At 72.7% G+C, this 17592-nt stretch carries 14 protein-coding genes and 1 pseudogene; 7 read left to right on the plus strand and 8 right to left on the minus strand.

Annotated elements, in window-relative coordinates; all coding sequences use genetic code 11:
- Positions 1-25 precede the first annotated feature (25 nt).
- Positions 26-397: a pre-peptidase C-terminal domain-containing protein gene (locus tag G569_RS66310; RefSeq protein WP_371683462.1), complete on the minus strand. Its 372-nt coding sequence runs from the start codon at positions 395-397 to the stop codon at positions 26-28.
- Positions 398-496: 99 nt separating this feature from the next.
- A pseudogene (locus tag G569_RS47460) lies at positions 497-1517 on the minus strand (S8 family peptidase); the annotation flags it as partial.
- Between the two features lie 124 nt (positions 1518-1641).
- Here G569_RS47460 and G569_RS47465 point away from each other — a divergent pair.
- Positions 1642-2436: a zinc metalloprotease gene (locus G569_RS47465; RefSeq protein WP_157591959.1), complete on the plus strand. Its 795-nt coding sequence runs from the start codon at positions 1642-1644 to the stop codon at positions 2434-2436.
- Positions 2437-2458: 22 nt separating this feature from the next.
- Complete coding sequence (locus G569_RS47470) at positions 2459-3685, plus strand: MFS transporter (protein WP_037495879.1); 1227 nt, start codon at positions 2459-2461, stop codon at positions 3683-3685.
- On the opposite strand, the gene G569_RS0111190 is transcribed toward G569_RS47470, so the two are convergent.
- From G569_RS0111190 to G569_RS66315, 3 genes are read right to left on the minus strand one after another with little or no spacing between them, the layout of a single operon-like run.
- Positions 3636-4472: a hypothetical protein gene (locus G569_RS0111190; RefSeq protein WP_028063472.1), complete on the minus strand. Its 837-nt coding sequence runs from the start codon at positions 4470-4472 to the stop codon at positions 3636-3638. The two genes, G569_RS47470 and G569_RS0111190, sit on opposite strands and share 50 nt — an antisense overlap.
- Positions 4465-5001 (minus strand): RNA polymerase sigma factor, encoded by a 537-nt coding sequence (locus G569_RS47475; RefSeq protein ID WP_053226191.1) that lies wholly within the window; start codon positions 4999-5001, stop codon positions 4465-4467. Before G569_RS47475 ends, G569_RS0111190 begins: the two co-directional genes overlap by 8 nt.
- Before the next feature lie 37 nt (positions 5002-5038).
- Positions 5039-5392, minus strand: a complete 354-nt coding sequence (locus G569_RS66315) for an FKBP-type peptidyl-prolyl cis-trans isomerase (protein ID WP_028063473.1) — start codon at positions 5390-5392, stop codon at positions 5039-5041.
- A 258-nt stretch (positions 5393-5650) separates the two neighbouring features.
- On the opposite strand from G569_RS66315, the gene G569_RS65210 reads away from it, so the two are divergent.
- From G569_RS65210 to G569_RS57740, 4 genes are all read left to right on the plus strand, one after another.
- Positions 5651-6577: a hypothetical protein gene (locus G569_RS65210; RefSeq protein ID WP_028063474.1), complete on the plus strand. Its 927-nt coding sequence runs from the start codon at positions 5651-5653 to the stop codon at positions 6575-6577.
- Positions 6578-6672: 95 nt separating this feature from the next.
- Positions 6673-8268, plus strand: a complete 1596-nt coding sequence (locus tag G569_RS0111210) for an HAL/PAL/TAL family ammonia-lyase (protein WP_053226192.1) — start codon at positions 6673-6675, stop codon at positions 8266-8268.
- A 129-nt stretch (positions 8269-8397) separates the two neighbouring features.
- Entirely contained in the window at positions 8398-10197 is a 1800-nt protein-coding gene (locus G569_RS0111215) for a hypothetical protein (RefSeq protein ID WP_028063476.1), read from the plus strand.
- A 551-nt stretch (positions 10198-10748) separates the two neighbouring features.
- Complete coding sequence (locus G569_RS57740) at positions 10749-12539, plus strand: hypothetical protein (RefSeq protein WP_157591962.1); 1791 nt, start codon at positions 10749-10751, stop codon at positions 12537-12539.
- Between the two features lie 141 nt (positions 12540-12680).
- On the opposite strand, the gene G569_RS47485 is transcribed toward G569_RS57740, so the two are convergent.
- The 3 genes from G569_RS47485 to dinB form a co-directional block, all read right to left on the minus strand.
- On the minus strand, positions 12681-14060 hold the full coding sequence (locus G569_RS47485; RefSeq protein WP_157591963.1) for an MFS transporter: 1380 nt from the start codon (positions 14058-14060) through the stop codon (positions 12681-12683).
- A gap of 823 nt (positions 14061-14883) precedes the next feature.
- Positions 14884-15729 carry a VOC family protein gene (locus G569_RS0111230; RefSeq protein WP_028063478.1) on the minus strand — a complete coding sequence of 282 codons (846 nt, stop codon included), beginning with the start codon at positions 15727-15729 and terminating at the stop codon, positions 14884-14886.
- Positions 15730-15774: 45 nt separating this feature from the next.
- On the minus strand, positions 15775-16980 hold the full coding sequence (gene dinB, locus G569_RS0111235) for a DNA polymerase IV (RefSeq protein WP_028063479.1): 1206 nt from the start codon (positions 16978-16980) through the stop codon (positions 15775-15777).
- A gap of 36 nt (positions 16981-17016) precedes the next feature.
- Here dinB and G569_RS0111240 point away from each other — a divergent pair, with 36 nt between their 5' ends.
- A complete protein-coding gene (locus G569_RS0111240; RefSeq protein ID WP_028063480.1) occupies positions 17017-17547 on the plus strand; it encodes an HXXEE domain-containing protein in 531 nt (176 codons plus the stop codon).
- Positions 17548-17592: the final 45 nt, after the last annotated feature.

Raw genomic sequence — 17592 nt, forward strand, 5'->3', positions numbered from 1 at the left:
TGCCGATCATGTGGTTACGCGTCAACTACGAGATGGTCAGCGTGAAGCTCCCAGAGCCGCTGTAGGCGTAGACGCGCCAGCGGTACGTGCCGGCGGTGCCGGTGTAGCTGACGTCCTCGTTGGCCGTGAAGCCGAGGCCGCTGGCCACGTTCGTCCACGTCGACCCGTTGAGCTTCTGCAGGTAGAGATCGAAGTCAGCGCCGCCCGGACCGCGGAGGGAGCCGCGCTGGGTGACGGTGGTCGTCGTCTGGCAGGTCGGGCTGTAGAGCGAGGCGCCGGTGCCGCTCAGCGTGCCGGTGAACGTCCCGGCGCACGTGGGCGTCGGCGTCGTGGTCGGCGTGGCCGTGGGCGTCGGCGTGGGGGTCGGCGTCGGCGCGCCGGACGGGTTCGTGAACAACAGGCGGTTCGGCGAGCCGCTGCCCGGGTTGCCGACGACGTTCGGCGTCGCGTTGCCCGTGATCGCCGCCGCGACCGTCGCGGGACTCGCCCCCTGGTTGCCCTCCAGGTAGAGCGCGGCCGCCCCGGTCACGTGCGGTGTCGCCATCGACGTGCCGCTGATCGTGTTGGTGGCCGTGTCGCTCGAGTACCAGGACGAGGTGATGCTCGAGCCGGGCGCGAAGACGTCGACGCAGGTGCCGAAGTGAGAACGACGAGCGCGCGTCGGTCGAGGTCGTCGAGCCGACGGTGAGCGCCGCGGCCACGCGCGACGGCGAGCTGTTGCACGCGTTCGCGTTGTCGTTGCCGGCGGCCACGGCGAACGTGACGCCGTCGTTGATCGCGCGCACGACCGCGTTGTCGAGCGTCGTCGAGACGCCGCCGCCGAGGCTCATGTTCGCCACCGCGGGCGCGCCCGCCTGGTGGTTGCCGGTCACCCAGTCGATGCCCGCGACGACGCCGGACGTGGTGCCCGAGCCGCTGCAGTTGAGGACGCGCACGCCCACGAGCTTGACCTGCTTGGCGACGCCGTAGGTCGAGCCGCCGACCGTGCCGGCGACGTGCGTCCCGTGGCCGTTGCAGTCGTCGGCGCTGCCGCCGTCGACCGCGTCGTAGCCCGACACGGCCCGCCCGCCGAACTGCTGGTGGGAGAAGCGGATGCCGGTGTCGATGATGTAGGCGGTGACGTCCGGCGCCGTCGTGTCGTAGCTGTAGGTGGTGCTCAGCGGCAGGTTGCGCTGGTCGATGCGGTCCAGCCCCCACGTGGCGTTGTTCTGGGTCGCGTCGAGCGTGATCACGCGATCAGGCTCGACGTAGGCCACGGCAGGGTCGCTCTTCACCTCCGCCAGCGCGTCCTTGCCCAGCTTCGCCGAGAAGCCCTTCAGGACCCGCGAGTACTCGCGCTGGACCTTGCCGCCGCGATCGCGTACGCGCGTCTTGGCCTTGTCCGCGGCGGGCGCGCTCGTCTGGTCCTTGAGGACGACGATGTACTGGCCCGGGATCTCCTGCGCTCCCGCGACCGAGGGCGTTGCGGCAACGGCAACGGTGCTCGCGACGAGCGCGAGCGTGAGACGTGACACCACTTCTGACTCCCCTGTCGGAGGTTCCTCCCGCCGGGAAAGTACCCCCGCTCAGCATCAGCGCAAGGACAATGTCAGAACATCGTTTTCGACCGGATTTCAGCTGTCGCGTATCACGTCTTCATCCGTGGCTCTCCATAGGGGCATGGACGACGAGCGCTACATCGGCTGCGACATCAAGCTGCTGCCGGAGGACCAGTGGGTGGACGCCGCACTGACCGCCGCGGAGGAGAACCCGGCGAACGCGCCGGCGACCTCGATCCTCGCCCTCGGCCTGCCGCAGGCGGTGATCGCGCCCGAGCACCTCGCGCTCGTGACGCAGAAGTTCTGGCGCAGCCACGGCGTCCACCTGACGGTCGGCTGGCTCGACAACCCACCCGCCGACCTGCGCCGCCGGATCCTGTCGCACATGAACGCGTGGGGCGCGTTCGCCGACGTCCGCTTCTCCGAGTCCGCGGTCGACCCGCAGGTCCGGATCTCACGCGGCGACGGCGGCTACTGGTCCAACCTCGGCACCGACATCCTCAGCGTCCCGAGCGATCAGCCGACGATGAACCTCGAGGGGTTCACGATGAATACGCGCGAGTCGGAGTTCGTGCGCGTCGTGCGCCACGAGACCGGCCACACGCTCGGCTTCCCGCACGAGCACCGGCGCGCGGAGATCGTCTCCAAGATCGACCGTGCGAAGGCGATCACGTTCTTCCAGGACACCCAGGGATGGGACCCCGCGAAGACGACCCAGCAGGTGCTGACCCCGCTGGAGCGCTCGGCGCTGATCGCCACCGCGACGGCCGATCCGCACTCGATCATGTGCTACGCCCTGCCCGGCACGATCATGCGGGACGGGCAACCGGTCCCGGGCGGAACCGACATCGACGCGACCGACCGCACGTTCGCCGCCAGCGTGTACCCGAAGCGGTAGACCGTCCGCCCCACCCGCTTTCATGCCGCCGGTGCTCGGGCGGCAGTTCGGATGGTTGTGGGCGGCGTATGCGGTGAGCACGGCGGGTACCTGGCTGGCGTTCGACGCCTTCCCGCTGATCGCGATCCTGGTGCTCGACGCGGGGCCGGCGGCGGTGTCGTTGCTGGCCGCCGCGGGGATGGCGGTCGCGGCGCTGCTGGCGATCCCGCTCGGCCCGTGGGTCGAGTTCCGGCGCAAGCGAGGAGTGATGATCGCGATGGACCTGCTCCGGTTCGCCGCGCTGATGACCGTTCCCGCCGCCTACTGGCTCGGGTGGCTGACGTTCGGCCAGCTGCTCGTGGTGGCGGTCGTCGTCGGCGCGTGCGACATCGCGTTCCGCGCGGCGAGCGGCGCCTGCCTGAAGGCGCTCGTGCCGCCCGAGGGGCTGCTGCTCGCCAACGCGCGGTTCGAGTCGACCACCTGGACGGCGACGGCGCTCGGGCCGCCGCTCGGTGGCGCGCTGATCGGGATCTTCGGACCGCTGGTGACCGTGGTGATCAACGCGGTCAGCTTCGTCCTGTCGGCGTTGGGCATCCGCGCGATCGGTGGCGACGAGCCGCGGCCGGTCGTCACGCAATCGGCCCGCGGCGGCCTGCTCGAGGGCTGGCGCTTCATCTTCGCCAACGCCACCTTGCGCGCACTGTTCCTGAACACGGTCGTCGTGAGCGCGCTGATCATGGCCACCGCGCCGCTGCTCGCCGTGTTGATGCTGGGCGAGCTCGGATTCGCGCCCTGGCAGTACGCCCTCGCGTTCGGCGCGCCCTGCGTCGGCGGCCTGGTGGGCGCGCGGCTTTCCCGCCGTGCCGTCGACCGCTTCGGCACCCACCGCGTGCTGCTGGTCGCGGGGACGCTGCGGGCGTGCTGGTCGGTCGGGCTCGCGTTCGTGAGCGCCGGCGTCGGCGGGCTCGCGCTCGTGATCGCGCTCCAGTTCGGGCTCGTGGCGAGCATGGGCGTCTTCAACCCGGTCCTCGCCACCCACCGGCTGGCCGCGACCCCGTCGGACCGCGTCGCGCGTGTTCTGGCCGCGTGGAACGTGACCAACAACGCCGCGCGCGCCGGGCTGACCGCGCTCTGGGGGCTGCTGGCCGCGCTGCTCGGTCTGCGGGCCGCGATCGCGCTCGCCGGCGTCCTGCTGCTCGCGACCCCGCTGTTGCTCCCCTTCAGCGCCGCGTCGCTGCGGCGTCGATCGCCGGCGCGTCAAGCAGCCTGAGGTTCGCGGGAGTCGCCGGGAGCCGCTCGAAGCGGTCGACCGTCTCGGTGATCCGCAGCTCGCCGGTCTTCTCACCGGCTACGGGCTTGCGCGTCTTCGGGTCGATCTTCACCCGGTAGGTGCTCGGCGTCGTGACGCTGCCGAGCGGGAGCGCGGTCTCGCGGTCCAGGTAGAACGTCTCGTCCCCGCTCGTGTACGCCCGCGCGGGTCGGCCGTTGAACGTGGTGTCGCCGGCGTCGCGCATGCCGCGATAGCGGGCGCGGAAGCGCTCGACCACGGTCTGCAGGTTCTCGGCGAAGCCCTTGGCGCCCTCGTCGTCCTTCCAGCCCGGGTCGTCGGAGCGGATCGCACGGACCTGGCCGTCGAGCAGCGTGCGGAAGACCGGACCGTTCTGGTCGTGCTCGTAGCGCCACGTCTTGCCGTTCTCGTCGACGTCCATGACGTTGTGGAGGCGGTCGCCGCGCTGCCACGAGGTGCTGTGGGTGATCGTGCGACGGTCGCCCGGTCCATCGAGGGTCAGGGTCGTCACCGTCAGGATCACGGCGTCCTCCGGCGCGGTGGCGGCGTAGGCGCGGGCGGCGAGGTCGACCTGGCTGGCCCCGGGGAGCAGCGTGAACGCGAGCGCGGCGACGCCCGCGACGGCGAGCGCGACCGCTGGGGCGAGCCTCCGGCGACGCTTGCGCGGGTGCGCGGTGATCCGCCCGAGCACGTCGGCGGGGGGCGCCGCGCTCGTGTCGAAGGCGTCGGCGGGGTCCGCGGCGCGCAGGCGGGTGAGCGTGTCAGACATCGGCGGGCTCCAGGAAGTGGTCGAGGTCGATCGCGGCGTCGCGGGCGTGCAGGGCAGCCGCCAGCCGCCGGCGGGCGCGCGAGACGCGGACGGCGAACGCGGCGCGGGTGACGCCGGCGGAGCGGGCGCCGTCGGCCAGGCTGAGGCGCTCCCACGCCGTCAGGCGCAGCGCTTCGCGGTCGCGTTCGGAGAGCGTGGCGAAGGCCTGCAGGACGACGTCGCGCTCCGCAAGCCGGTCGGCGGGGTCGCGGCCCGTCGGCCGGCGCTCCGCCGCGACTGCGTGCGAGCGCCTCATGTGGCGCGCCTCCGCGCGCCGCTGGTTGGCGAGCACGTGCGCCGCCGCGGCGTACAGCCACGGCAGCGGGTGCTCGCGCGGGACCTTGTCCAGCCGCCGCCATGCGACGAGGAACGCCTCGTTGGCGACCTCCTCGGCGAGCCCCGGCTCCGTGCGCCGCAGCGCGTAGCGGTGCACGTCCCGATAGTGGGCGGCGAACAGTGCCTCGAAGCGCGCTCGGTCGTGTGCGGCCATCGCCCTGTATGTGTCCGCGTCGCCCGCGGAGTTGACGTCAGTCGATCGCGACCAGGTCGACGACGAACACGAGCGTCTCGCCGGGGTTGATCGCGTCCCCCGCCCCCTGGTCGCCGTAGCCGAGGTCCGGCGGGACGATCAGCTCGCGCCGCCCGCCGACCTTCATCCCGGCGATGCCGCGATCGAAGCCCTCGATCACCTGGCCCTTGCCGAGCGCGAACGCGAACGGCTCGCCGCGGTCCCAGCTCGAGTCGACCTCCCTCCCGTCCGACCACGTCACGAGGCTGTACTGCACGGTGACGGTGTCGCCGCTCCTGGCGCGGCGGATGCTGCCGACGGCGAGGTCCTTCGTCTGAAGCGTGGTAGGTGGATCGCCCGTGGGCTTGGCGATCGCCGGCCGCGTGTCGAGGCACGTCTGGTAGGGACGTCTGACGGTCTTCCCGTCGGCTTTGAGCTCGAGCGTGTGGTGCCCGCGCGGGAGGAACCGCAGCCGGACGGTCCGGCCGCGCTGGTGGATTCGCTTGAACGGCTGCCCGTCCACGCGCGCCGTGACGTGCTCGGCGTGAAACGTCAGGGTCCGGTGGGTGATGCAGCGGTCCACCGGAGGGAGATCGAAGGCCACGGGCCCATCGTGGCAGCATCCCGGGGCATGACGATCGACGAGTACTGGCGTTGGTGGCAGGACGCGCGCGCGGACGTGCAGGCCGCGATCGAGCAGGGCGCCGACCGCGCCGTCCTGCACGAGGTGCTCGACCGCGTCTCCGCCCTCGGGCTCGCGTGCGAGATGTCGGCCGGGCTGCGGTCGCGCCACGCGATCTGCGCTTCGGCCAACGGCGATCCCGCGCTGCGCAAGCTCGCCTATCGCTGGCGGGACGCGGGCCCGCCCGCCGACGCGGTCTTCGAGTACCACGCGTCGCGGATCGCCGGCAACGCCGACGCGGTGCTGCGCATGAACGACCGCGAGTTCTCCTTCACCGACTTCCGGTTCGGCGTCGCGGTGGACGAGCCGCGCCGCGAGCTCGACCTCGACGTCCAGCACCCCGCGTTCGCCGGGATGGCGGAGCGCGAGCGCGCCCAGGTCGGGTTCATCGCGCTGGACACGATCCTCGGCGAGGAGGAGGTCGAGCGCTGGATCGGGTCGCTCGAGTGGAGCGGCGCTCGGCCGACGGCTTCCGTCACGCCGCTCGGATTGCGCGAGGAGGTCGCGCGGCTGCGGGCGTCGGAGCCGTCCGGCGAGTGGGCGCTGATGCGCTCCGACGACGCGGTCGCGGTCGCCGCCCGCCCGCTGCGCCCCGTCGACCATCCCTACCTCGACCTGTTGTGCGAGTTGCGCGCGCGACCGGTCGACCACGACCTGTCGGAGCTGCAGGACAACGAGGAGGCGCTCGGGCGCGAGTTCGCGTCGCGCGCCTTCCACGCCGCGAGCCTGACGCAGGGCGATGTGCGCACCGCGTTCGTGTACATCGACGGCGACACGTCGACCTCGCGCGAGCTGGAGGAGTGGGCCGTCGAGCGGGGTTATGCGACGACGTTCAGCCTCGATCCCGCGTGGGATGCCGTGCGCCCCTTCCGCTAGTCAAGTTGCCCATTGACAAACCGCTTGCGCTGAACATATCTGGGCAAATCTCCCAACTTTGTTGCAAGGTCCGTACACCGCGATACGTTCGTCACATGACGGACTTGCTGCAACAGCCCACGGGAGTGCACATCGACCTCACCGGTCGATCGCTCACGATCGACGAGGCGGTGAAGTTCGCTCGTGAAGGCGGGCGCGCCGTGTTGTCGGCAGAGGCCGCGCGGCGTGTCAACGAGACGCGGACGCTCAAGCAGGACCTGATCGCCCGCGAGATCCCGATCTACGGCGTCACCACGGGCTTCGGGGACTCCGCGCACCGCCAGATCGCTCCCGACAAGGCCGCCCGCCTGCAGCAGAACATGCTGCGCTTCCTCGGCGCCGGGACCGGGCAGATCGCCTCGCCCGAGGTCACCCGCGCGACGATGCTCTTCCGCGCCAATTGCCTGGCCAAGGGCAACAGCGGCGTGCGGCTCGAGCTGATCGAGCGGCTGCTGACGCTGCTCAATCACGACATCCTGCCGCTCATTCCCGAGCGTGGGTCGTGCGGCGCATCCGGCGATCTCATCCCGCTTTCGTACGTCGGCCGCGCGCTGGCCGGCGAGACCGAGGTCCTCTACGAGGGCCAGGTCCGCGAGGCCGCGGATGTACTCGCGGAGTTGGGGTTGGAGCCGTTGGAGCTCGAGGCCAAGGAAGGCCTCGCGATGACCAACGGCACGTCGTTCATGAGCGGCTTCGCGACTCTGGCCGTGCACGACGCGCGCGAGCTCGCCTTCGTCGCCGACCTGTGCACGTCGATGGCGTCGCAGGCGCTGATGGGCAACCACGGCCACTTCAACGCGTTCCTCTTCGAGGCCAAGCCGCACCCGGGGATCATCGAGAGCGCCGCCAACGTGCGGATGCTGATCGAGGGCTCCGCGCTCACCCACGACGCGGAGGACATCGTCCCGCTCGACGGCGCCGGCTTCCGCGAGCTCGAGCGCTCCGTGCAGGACAAGTACTCGATCCGCTGCGCTCCGCACATCACCGGCGCGCTGCGCGACACGCTCGAGTGGGTCGAGAAGTGGGTCAACATCGAGATCAACTCCTCCGACGACAACCCGCTCTTCGACGCCGGCCTCGGCCGTGTCCAGAGCGGCGGCAACTTCTACGGCAGCCACATCACGCAGGCGATGGACGCACTGAAGATCGCGCTGGCGAACATGTGCGACCTGATCGACCGTCAGCTCGAGCTGATCGTCGACGAGAAGTTCAACGCGGGACTGACACCCAACCTGATCCCGTACTTCGACCCCACAGACCCCGAAGCCGGGTTGCATCACGGCTTCAAGGGGATGCAGCTCTCGTGCTCGGCCCTCACCGCCGAGGCGTTGAAGCTGTGCAACCCGGCGAGCATCCACTCGCGCTCGACCGAGGCCCACAACCAGGACAAGGTCTCCATGGGGACGATCGCCGCGAGGGACGCGCGGTCGATCGTGGAGATCCTTCAGCACATCGCCGCCATCCACCTCATCGCGATCGTGCAGGCGCTCGACCTGCGCGGGGTGGAGAAGGCCAGCCCGAAGGCCCGCGAAGCGCATCGCCTGGTCCGCGCGCGCGTCGCATTCCTCGACGCTGACCGGCGGATGGACCGCGACATCGCCAGTGTCGTCGACCTGATCCGCTCCGGCGAGCTGTCAGCCGTCCTGGCGTAGGAGGGGTTGCAGCGAGTCGGCCGTCGGAGGGGACGGCCGGCTCGCTGCACAATCCCGCCTTTACGATCCGTTCGACGCGTCCGAGCGGTTCACACGCCTCGCGCTGATTCGAGCTACCTTGCGCGGCCGGTGCGCTTCATCCTGATTGCTCTGGCCGCGCTCACCTTCGCCGCCCCGGCGCGGGCCGATGTGTTCGTTGCGGCCGATCCGCCCCCGGCGCGTCAGGACACCGGCGGCTGCAGCGCTTCGCAGGGCGGCGTCGAGATGACAGGGCGGTATGCGCGCGATGGCTGGCACATCCGCGTGCGCGTCGCGGGCGGTCCATCGGAGCCGATCAAGGATCTGCGGAGCTGCCCGGAGCTGACGGTCGGCGCCACCGGCACGGTGGTGCTCACGACCGGTCGGTACGGCGACGCCGGCATCCGGGTCCGGGCGCCGGGCGGCGCCTTCGGGGCGCCGATCAAGCTCGGGTCCGCGCCGTGGATCGCAACCTCCGCATCTGGGTGGATCGCGGCGCTCACGGGCGACGAGGCCATCACGATCGCCCCGGCCGGCACGATCGCGCGCTCGAAGTTGACCGCCGGGGGAGACGGCACCTTCGGGGCGCTGAGGATCGACGACGCCGGGACCACGACCGTCGTCTGGTCCGAGGACGCCGCCATCCGCACCGAGCGTTCCGCTGCGGGCGGGCCATGGGTCCAGGGGCGCTCGTTCGCGCCGCTCGAGTACTCGTACGGGGTCGATCAGCTCGATCTCGCCGTGTCCCCCAACGGCCACACGCTCCTGACCTGGGCCGTGTCCGGCAACGTGCAGGCGTCGATCGACGGCGGCCCGGCGGAGACCGTCACGACCGCCGCCGCAGCGGGCAGCCCGCGCGCCGCGATCAACGACGCCGGCGATGCACTGATCGCGTTCGGCGCCCGGCCGGGCCGGGTGCTGGTCACGACCCGGCCCGCCGGCGGCACGTGGTCCCCCGCCCTGCCGGTGCAGGGCATGTTCAGCGCGATCGAGCGCAACGAGACCGGCGAGGAGTACGAGGACGAGCCACGAGAGCTCGAGCTGCACGCCGTGCTCGCGCCGGACGGCCGGGCCGCGGTGGCGTGGGAGGCTCGGCGACGCGCGTTCTTCGGCCTGGTCGGCGTCGGGCGCGGCGTCGGCGGCGGCTGGACGGCATCCGCGGCGCTCTCGTCACCGCTGCGACTGCTGTACGTCTGGAGCACCGGCCTCGACGCGACCGGCGCCCCACGGATCGACTGGGACGAGTACGAGGACGACACGCGCTCGTACACACGGCCGCGAGCGGCGGTGCTGGTCCCCGACGCGGCCGCGCCGCCCGCAGACCGGACCCCGCCGGAGGTGACCGTCGAACTGCCGACCAAGGCGCCACCGACGCGGACCGCCGACCTGCGCGTGCGCGTGCCGGTGCGCTGCTCGGAGGCGTGTGACGTCACCCTGTCGGTCGCGGGCTTCACCGACGCGCGTTCGCTCCCGGCCGGCCGGACGGTCACCCTCACCGCGCTCGTCCACCGACTCGACACCCACCCGGGCAACCGCCGCTTGGCTGTGCGCCTCTGGGCCGCCGACCGCGCGGGAAACGTCGTCCAGCGCGCCTCGACGTTGCGGGTCCGCGTGGCGCGCCACCCGCTGCGCAGCTACAAGGTCGCGCCGAACCACGACTTCGCGACCTGCACCCGCGGCGGCAACCGCCGTCTCGCCCAGCTCGTGAACTCGATCATCGAGGGACTCGCAGACCACTCGTTGGCCAACGCGCGAGCCATCCGCCGTGCGTGGAGCCGCGGCATCGCCGCGATCGAGCGCGACTTCCCCGACGAGTGCCTCGGCGACACCGACGTCCGCGAACACGTCTACGACGTCCTGGACACGCCCCTGACGCTCGCCGGCTATCCGGACTTCTACCTCGACGATTGACCTCCGCCCGCACACCCGTGCCGGCTCCCCGCGCCCGCGCACGCGCCGTCGTGTCCCCGCGCGTTCTCGCCCGCCGCGTCGCCCTCGCGTCCCCGCGCCCCGTTTCGCCGCGCGCCCTCGCCCCGCGCCCCGTCTCGCCGCGCGCCCTCGCCCCGCGCCCCGTTTCGCCGCGCGCCCCCGCCCCGCGCCCCGTTTCGCCGCGCGCCCTCGCCCCGCGTCCCGTTTCGCCGCGCGCCCCCGCCCCGCGTCCCGTCTCGCCGCGCGCCCTCGCCCCGCGTCCCGTCTCGCCGGCCGCCCTCGCCCCGCGTCCCGTCTCGCCGGCCGCCCTCGCCCCGCTGCCCGTCTCGCCGGCCGCCCTCGCCCCGCTGCCCGTCTCGCCGGCCGCCCTCGCCCCGCTGCCCGTCTCGCCGCGCGCCCTCGCCCCGCTGCCCGTTTCGCCGCGCGCCCTCGCCCCGCGTCCCGTCTCGCCGCGCGCCCCCGTCTCGCCGCGCGCCCCCGTCCTGCGCGCCCTCGCCCCGTGTGTCGCTCTCGCGTGTCTCATCGCCCTCGCGGTGTGCGGCCCCGCCCGGGCGGACGTCTTCGTCCCTGCCGACCCGCCACCGCTCAGCGGTGTGCGCTGCGCCGCGGGCGCCGGCGACGTGCTCGCGGCCGCCGTCGGCGACTCCGAGGTGCGGATCAGCCTCGCCGGTGGGCCATGGACGGCGGTCGGCGGGCTTACCGCGTGCCCGACGGTGGCCGCGGCCGCCGACGGGTCGGCGGCGCTGAGCGGCACGGACGTCGCGACGGGCGACGCCGTGCTCCGCGTGCGTGCGGCGGGCGGCGAGTTCGGACCTCCGATCGCTCTCGGCACGACGAACGGGGAGCCGACCGTCGCCGTCGCGCCGGGCGGGTGGGCGGCGGCGGCCTGGATCGCCGACGGCCGCGCGCTCCTCGCCCTGGTGGTGCGGCCGGACGGAACGACGACCCGAGCCGAGCTCGACCGCGGCGAGCGGGTCGTCGACGACGACCCCACGTTCCTGATGACGCCGCAGGTCGGGATCGACGCCAACGGCGACACCACGGTCGTCTGGCAGCGGTGGGCGCGCGCGAAGGTGCGGGTGCGGATCGCACGCGGTACGGCGGGAGGAGCGCCGGCGACCGGCCCGGACCTCAGCGTCAACGACGCTGAGAGCACCAACACCGCGGGGCCGAGCGTGTCGGTCGCGCCGTCCGGGACCGAGGTGGTCGCCTGGAGCACGCCGGACGGCGTCGCGGTCAGTGTCGACGGCCAGGCGTCGCAGCACTTCCCGGGCGGCGAAGCGAGGGTCGCGACCGCGGTCGCCGATGGCGGCCCGATCGTGCTCGCATACACGACGTCCGCTAACGAGATCGTGACCGTCGAGCGGGTCGGCGGCACGTGGTCGTCGCCGCGCGTGATCGCCACGGTGCCGCTGCGCGACGTCCCGGACTACGGCGAGCAGAGCGACGTGTCGATCGTCGGTGCGGCCGTCGCCCCGGACGGGCTCGCGACCGCGCTCTGGCAGCGGATCGACAACACGATGACGGCACGCCTCTATGGCGCGCTCGGCCGCGTCGGCGGCGCGTGGGGCGGGCCGCAGGCGCTGTCGTCGGTCACCCGCTCCTCCACAGCGGCCGGTCTCTGGCTCGATCCGACCGGCGCGTCGCGCGTCGTCTGGACCGAGGGTCCCCTCGGTCTACGCGGGGCGAGCGTCGCCGACCGTCCGGCGGACTCGACCCCTCCCATCGTCTCTGTCCGTTTCCCGTCCTCGGTCTCCGCGAACCGCGTCGGCCGGTTCACCGCCCGTGTCCGCGTGCGCTGCTCGGAGGCGTGCGACGCGCGGCTCGCCTTTCCCGGCGCGGTGGACGAGTACAACAGCGTCGTCCGTTCGCTCGCGGCAGGGCGCACGCAGGAGTTCCGGCTGGGTCCGTCCGCCGAGCTCGTCGAGAAGCTCCTCCGCGAGCCGAAGTCCCGCCGCGTCCACCTCCAACTGGTCGTCACCGACCGCGCCGGCAACATCGTCCGCCGCACCGGAGTGCTGCGCGTCCGCGTCATCGAGAAGCCGATCCGCGCCCTCAAGGTGGCCCCGAACCACGACTTCGGCATGAAGACCGCTGAGGGCAACCGCCTCGTCGTCAAGCTCGTCAACGACGTGATCGACGCCGCCGCGGCTCGCCGGGTGACCCAGCGCGCCCTCAACCGCCGGTTCGACCGCGGCCGCACCGCGATCCGCCGCGCCGGCCACCGCGAGATCACCTCCGGCCGCGTCTACACCAAGCTCTACGAGGCCCTCGCGCTCCCGCTCTCCCGCGCGGGCTACGACATCGAGGAGCTCTTCAGGTGATCAGCCGCGCGGCACGGCGCGAGTGCCGTGCCGCGCCGGGCCTCGCCTCGCGCCGCCCACGGCGGCGCGCCGCCCCACGAGCGCCTTCGTCGCGCCCGGCGGCGCACGCGGCCACCCCACGCGCCCCCGCGCCGGCCACGGCTACGCGGCCGCCGCGGCGAGCTTCGCGCCCGCGGGGGCGAGGCGGCGGGTCAGCACGAGCGTCGGCAGGAGCGCCGCGGCCAGCAGGATCGCGGCCATCGTGAACGCGATCGTGTAGCCGTCGCCGCTGCCAGGGTGGGCGGAGACGATCGCGGCGGCGAGCTGTGCGCCGATCGCCGCGCCGGATGCGCGCATGATCGTGTTCATCCCGCTGGCGACCCCGGTCTCCTCCGGGCGGCAGTGGTCGATCACGAGGGCGCCGATCGCGGCCAGCGAGAACGCCATGCCGAGGCCCATGATCGGCAGCCAGAGGGCGAACACGAGCTGGTTGGCGTGCAGCGCGGCGAGGCCGGCCAGACTCGCGGCGCCGAGCAGCAGCCCGATCCGCAGCGGCACCACCCGCCCGCGCCGCGTCCCGAGCGCGCCGGCGGCCGGCCCGGCGGCGATCATCGCGAGGCTGAACGGGAGCAGCAGCAGACCCGCGCTGGTGGGGCTCAGCCCGAAACCGAACCCGTCCGCCTGCAGGAAGCCGGGCACGAGCACGAAGAACGCGGTCATCGAGAACCCGAGCAGCACGGTGCTCGCGTTGGTCGCGGCCATCGCGGGCCGCAGCAGGCTCTGGAGGTCCACGAGCGGGTCCTCGACGCGTCGCTCGATCGCGATCCAGCCGGCGAGCGCCGCCGCGCTGATCGCGACGAGCGCGAGCACGCCGACCGAGGTCCAGCCCCACTCGGTGCCTTCGCTCAGCGCGAGCAGCAGGCTCGCGAAGCCCACGGACAACGCCGCCGCACCCTTGTAGTCCGGCTTCGCCGGGGTCTTGATCGGCGACTCGGGCACGAACTTCGCGATCAGCACCGTCGAGATCAGCACGGGGATCGCGCCGATCAGGAACAGGAAATGCCAGCTCAGGTGCTCGACGATCAGCCCGCTCAGCACCAGTCCCACGCCGCCGCCGATCCCGAACACCGACGACACGGTGCCGATCGCCACGCCCACCTTGTGCGGCGGGAACTCGTCGCGGATGATCCCGAAGCTGAGCGGGAAGATCGCCGCCCCGGCGCCCTGCAGCGCGCGGAACGCGATCAGCACGCCGATGTTCGGCGCCAGCGTCGCCCCGAGGCTCGCGAACCCGAAGATCCCGAGCGACACCACCAGCAGCTTCTTCTTGCCGTGCGCGTCGCCGAGCTTGCCGATGATCGGCGTCAGCACCGACGAGCTCACGAGGAACGACGTCACCAGCCACGTGACCCACGCCGGCGAGGTGTCGAACTCCGTCACGAAGAACGGCAGCGACGGCACGACGAGCGTCTGCATGATTGCGAACGAGATGCCCGCGACCGTCAGCAGCGTGAGGGTCAGTTTGTGGGAGGCGGAGGGCACAACCAGCACTTTGCCGTCCCACGTCTCGGCGGGCGAGGGGGTTCGCCCGCGACCGCCGGTGCGGCTCTCCACACACGAATCCGGCGGGAATCCTCGCCCCCATCACGACGTCCGCGCATGACGTCGATGAGCGGCAACGCGCCAGCTCGCGAATCCGGGCTAAAGGTTCTCGTGAGGGCCGCCGATAACCGTGAGTAGACCGCCCGCCGAGGCGGTTTTCGCGTTTCAGGAGCGGGTGCCCCTCGCCAGTTTCGCCTGACGAAACCCCCGAGCGTCACCCCCACCCCCGCGCTTCGACGCGAGCGCTGCACACGCCCGGCCGCGCCGCCACGCCAACGCCGCCCACGCCCCGGCCCCGCCGCCACGCCGACGCCGCCCACGCCCCGGCCCCTCCGCCACGCCAACGCCGGCGCACACCGGCCGCGCCGCCACGCCAACGCCGCCCACGCCCCGGCCCCGCCGCCTAGACCAGCGCCGGCGCACACCGGCCGCGCCGCCACGCCAGCGCCGCCCACGCCCCGGCCGCGCCGCCACGCCAGCGCCGCCCACGCCCCGGCCGCGCCGCCACGCCAGCGCCGCCCACGCCCCGGCCCCGCCGCCTAGACCAGCGCCGGCGCACACCGGCCGCGCCGCCACGCCAACGCCGGCGCACACCGGCCCCGCCGCACACGCCAGCGCCGCACCCAACTCTGCCGCGCCGGCCCTCGGCGCCGTCGCCGCGCCCAACCCGCCCCACGGGACCACCGCGTCGTGCGTCGCGCGCCCGCCCGCGGTTTGCCGCGCCGCCGCCCGGCCCACCCCGGTGGCGGCGCGGCCCGGCGCCCTAGGCGGGCGGCACGAACTGGCTGAGCGTGAGGATCGCGCCGTCCGGGTCGCGGATCACGGTCGAGCGCGAGTACGGGACGTCGAAGGGCTCGACGAGGACGGTGCCGCCGAGCTCGCTCGTGCGGGTGGCGGCGACGTCGGCGTCCGCGACCGAGATCGTGACCGCCCAGCGGGCGGGGCTTTCGGGCTTGTGCGGAGTCTGCATCCAGCCGATCGCGTCGGAGAATCCCTCCGGCGCGCCGCCCTCCTTGTGGCGGGCGAGCGTGCCGGGGTTGAGCGCCTCGAGGTGCTCGCCGTAGCCCGGGACGCGGATCATGACCGCCGCGCCCGCGCCGAAATCGATGTCCGTGTACTCCCAGCCGAACACCGCCGCGTAGAACGCCTTCGCGGCCTCGAAATCGCGGGTCTGGAGGTCGCTCCAGTTCCATGCTCCCGGCGCGTTGACCAGGTCCGCCCCGTGTGCCTCGCGCGGCTCCCACACACGGAAGACCGCGCCCTCGGGGTCGGCGAAGACCGCCATCCGCCCCGCCCCGCCGAAGTCCAATGGCCCGACGAGCGTCGTCCCGCCCGCCGCTTCCACCTTCGCGACCGTCGCGTCCGCGCTCTCGACGGACACGTACGTGTTCCACGCGGCCGGGCCGCCGTTGCCCGCCTCGCCGATCCCTGCCACGTCCAAGCCGTCGAGGTGCGCGAGCGCGAACCGCGGCGCGCCCTCCGGCGACACGTCCTTGTACGACCAGCCGAGCAGCCCGCCATAGAAGGACATGGCGGCGTCCACGTCGGTGCGCTCGGTGTCGATGAAGCAGCTGACGCCGGGGGGATAGGTCTCACGAGGCTTGAGCATGGAGGGCAAGCTACGGGCTATTGCGGTCAAAATCGGTCCTCAATTTCAATCGATCGGGAGAAGTGGCATCTCGATCCCGGAATCGCGGCCCAAGAGCACGCCCCGCGTGAGCAGCGCACCCCCGAACTTCGATCGCACCTCATCGACCGCCTCGTCGAGCGCGAGCGTCCGCACGCGGTCGACCGGGAACGCCAATTGGACGGCGTCGATGTCCTCCAGGTTCGTGAACGACAGCCCCACGAGCGTGCACCCACGCACCGAGATCAACGCCATCGCGCCCTCCATCAACTCGCGCGCAGCGCCTAACAGCACCCGCGACTCCGCCGACGCCTCCGCAAGCGTCAACGATCGCGTCGCGCGCGTGAAGTCGTCGAAGCGGAGTCGCAGGATCACCGTCCGCGCGACCCGCCGCGCCGCCCGCAGACGCCGCGTGATCCGGTCGATCAACGCCACCAACGTCTCGTCCAGCTGTTCCGGCGACTTCGGCACGCCCCGCCGGCCGATCGCCCGCTGCCCGCCGATCGATCGCCGCCGCACACCCACGGTCACCCGCCGCGGATCACGCCCGTTCGACAGCGCATGCAACTGCCGCCCGGACGCCTTGCCGAGCATCCCGACGAGCGCGAGCTCGGACAGCGCCGCGACCTCCCCCACGGTGGTGATCCCGCGCGCGTGCAGCTTGTCCGCCGTCTTGACCCCCACCCCCCACAACTTCTCGACCGGCAGCGGGTGCAGGAACTCGAGCTCCCGCGACGGCTCGACCAGCAGCAGTCCGTCAGGCTTCGCCACCCCCGACGCGACCTTCGCCAGGAACTTCGTCCGCGCCACGCCGACCGTGATCGGCAGCCCCACCTCCTCGCGCACCCGCTCCCGCAGGCGCGCGGCGATCTCGACCGGCTCCCCCGCGATCCGCCGCATCCCCCGCACGTCGATGAACGCCTCGTCGATCGACAGCCCTTCGACGACCGGCGCCATGTCGTCGAAGATCTTGAAGACCTCCTTGGAGGCGGCGCTGTAGGCCTCGAAGCGAGGCGAGACGACCACCGCGTGTGGGCACAACTCGAGCGCCATCCGCCCGGGCATGGGCGTTCGCACCCCGAACGCCTTCGCCTCGTACGAGGCGGCCACCACGACCCCCGCGCCGACGATCACCGGACGCCCTGCCAGCCGCGGATCGTCGCGTTGCTCGACCGACGCGAAGAACGAGTCGAGGTCGGCGTGGAGGATGTTGGCTTCTGACGACACGAACACATGTTCCCATCCGGCCCGGATGGAACACTCCCCGAGATGCCCCTCGAAACCCACGGTCGCTGGCCCCTCGTAGGCGCTGCCGCGCTCCTTCCGGTCGCGCTGAAAGCCATCGATGAGCCGCGCCTACGGCCGCTCGCCGCGCTGCTCGCCCACCAGACCGAGGAGTGGGTCTGGCCCGGCGGCTTCCTGCCGTGGATCAACCGCGAGGTGATCGGCTCCGACGAGGACGAGTTCCCGCTCGACAGGCGCGTCGGGTTCTTCGTGAACGTCATCTTCGGCTGGGGCACGAGCCTGGCGGCGGGCGCGGGGAGCGACGTCGCCGCGGGCTTCCTCTACACCACCCACCTCGGCAACGCCGCGCTCCACGTCGGCTGGGCGGCCGAGCACCGCCGGTATGACCCCGGCACGCTCACCGCGATCGCCACGCTCGCGCCGACGGCGCTCGCCGGGCTGCGTGCCCACGCGACCCAGGGCGACAAACGCGCGCTCGCGGCCGGCGTCGCCATCGGGCTGCTCGGGAGCGTGACCCTGATGCCCGCGCTCAAGCGCCGGGGAGCGCGCCGGTGATGTCCACGCGCAACACTTCAGCTACAGCGACGGGGAGGAGACCCG

Origin of the sequence: Solirubrobacter soli DSM 22325 (assembly GCF_000423665.1) — a bacterium.
GTDB lineage: Bacteria > Actinomycetota > Thermoleophilia > Solirubrobacterales > Solirubrobacteraceae > Solirubrobacter > Solirubrobacter soli.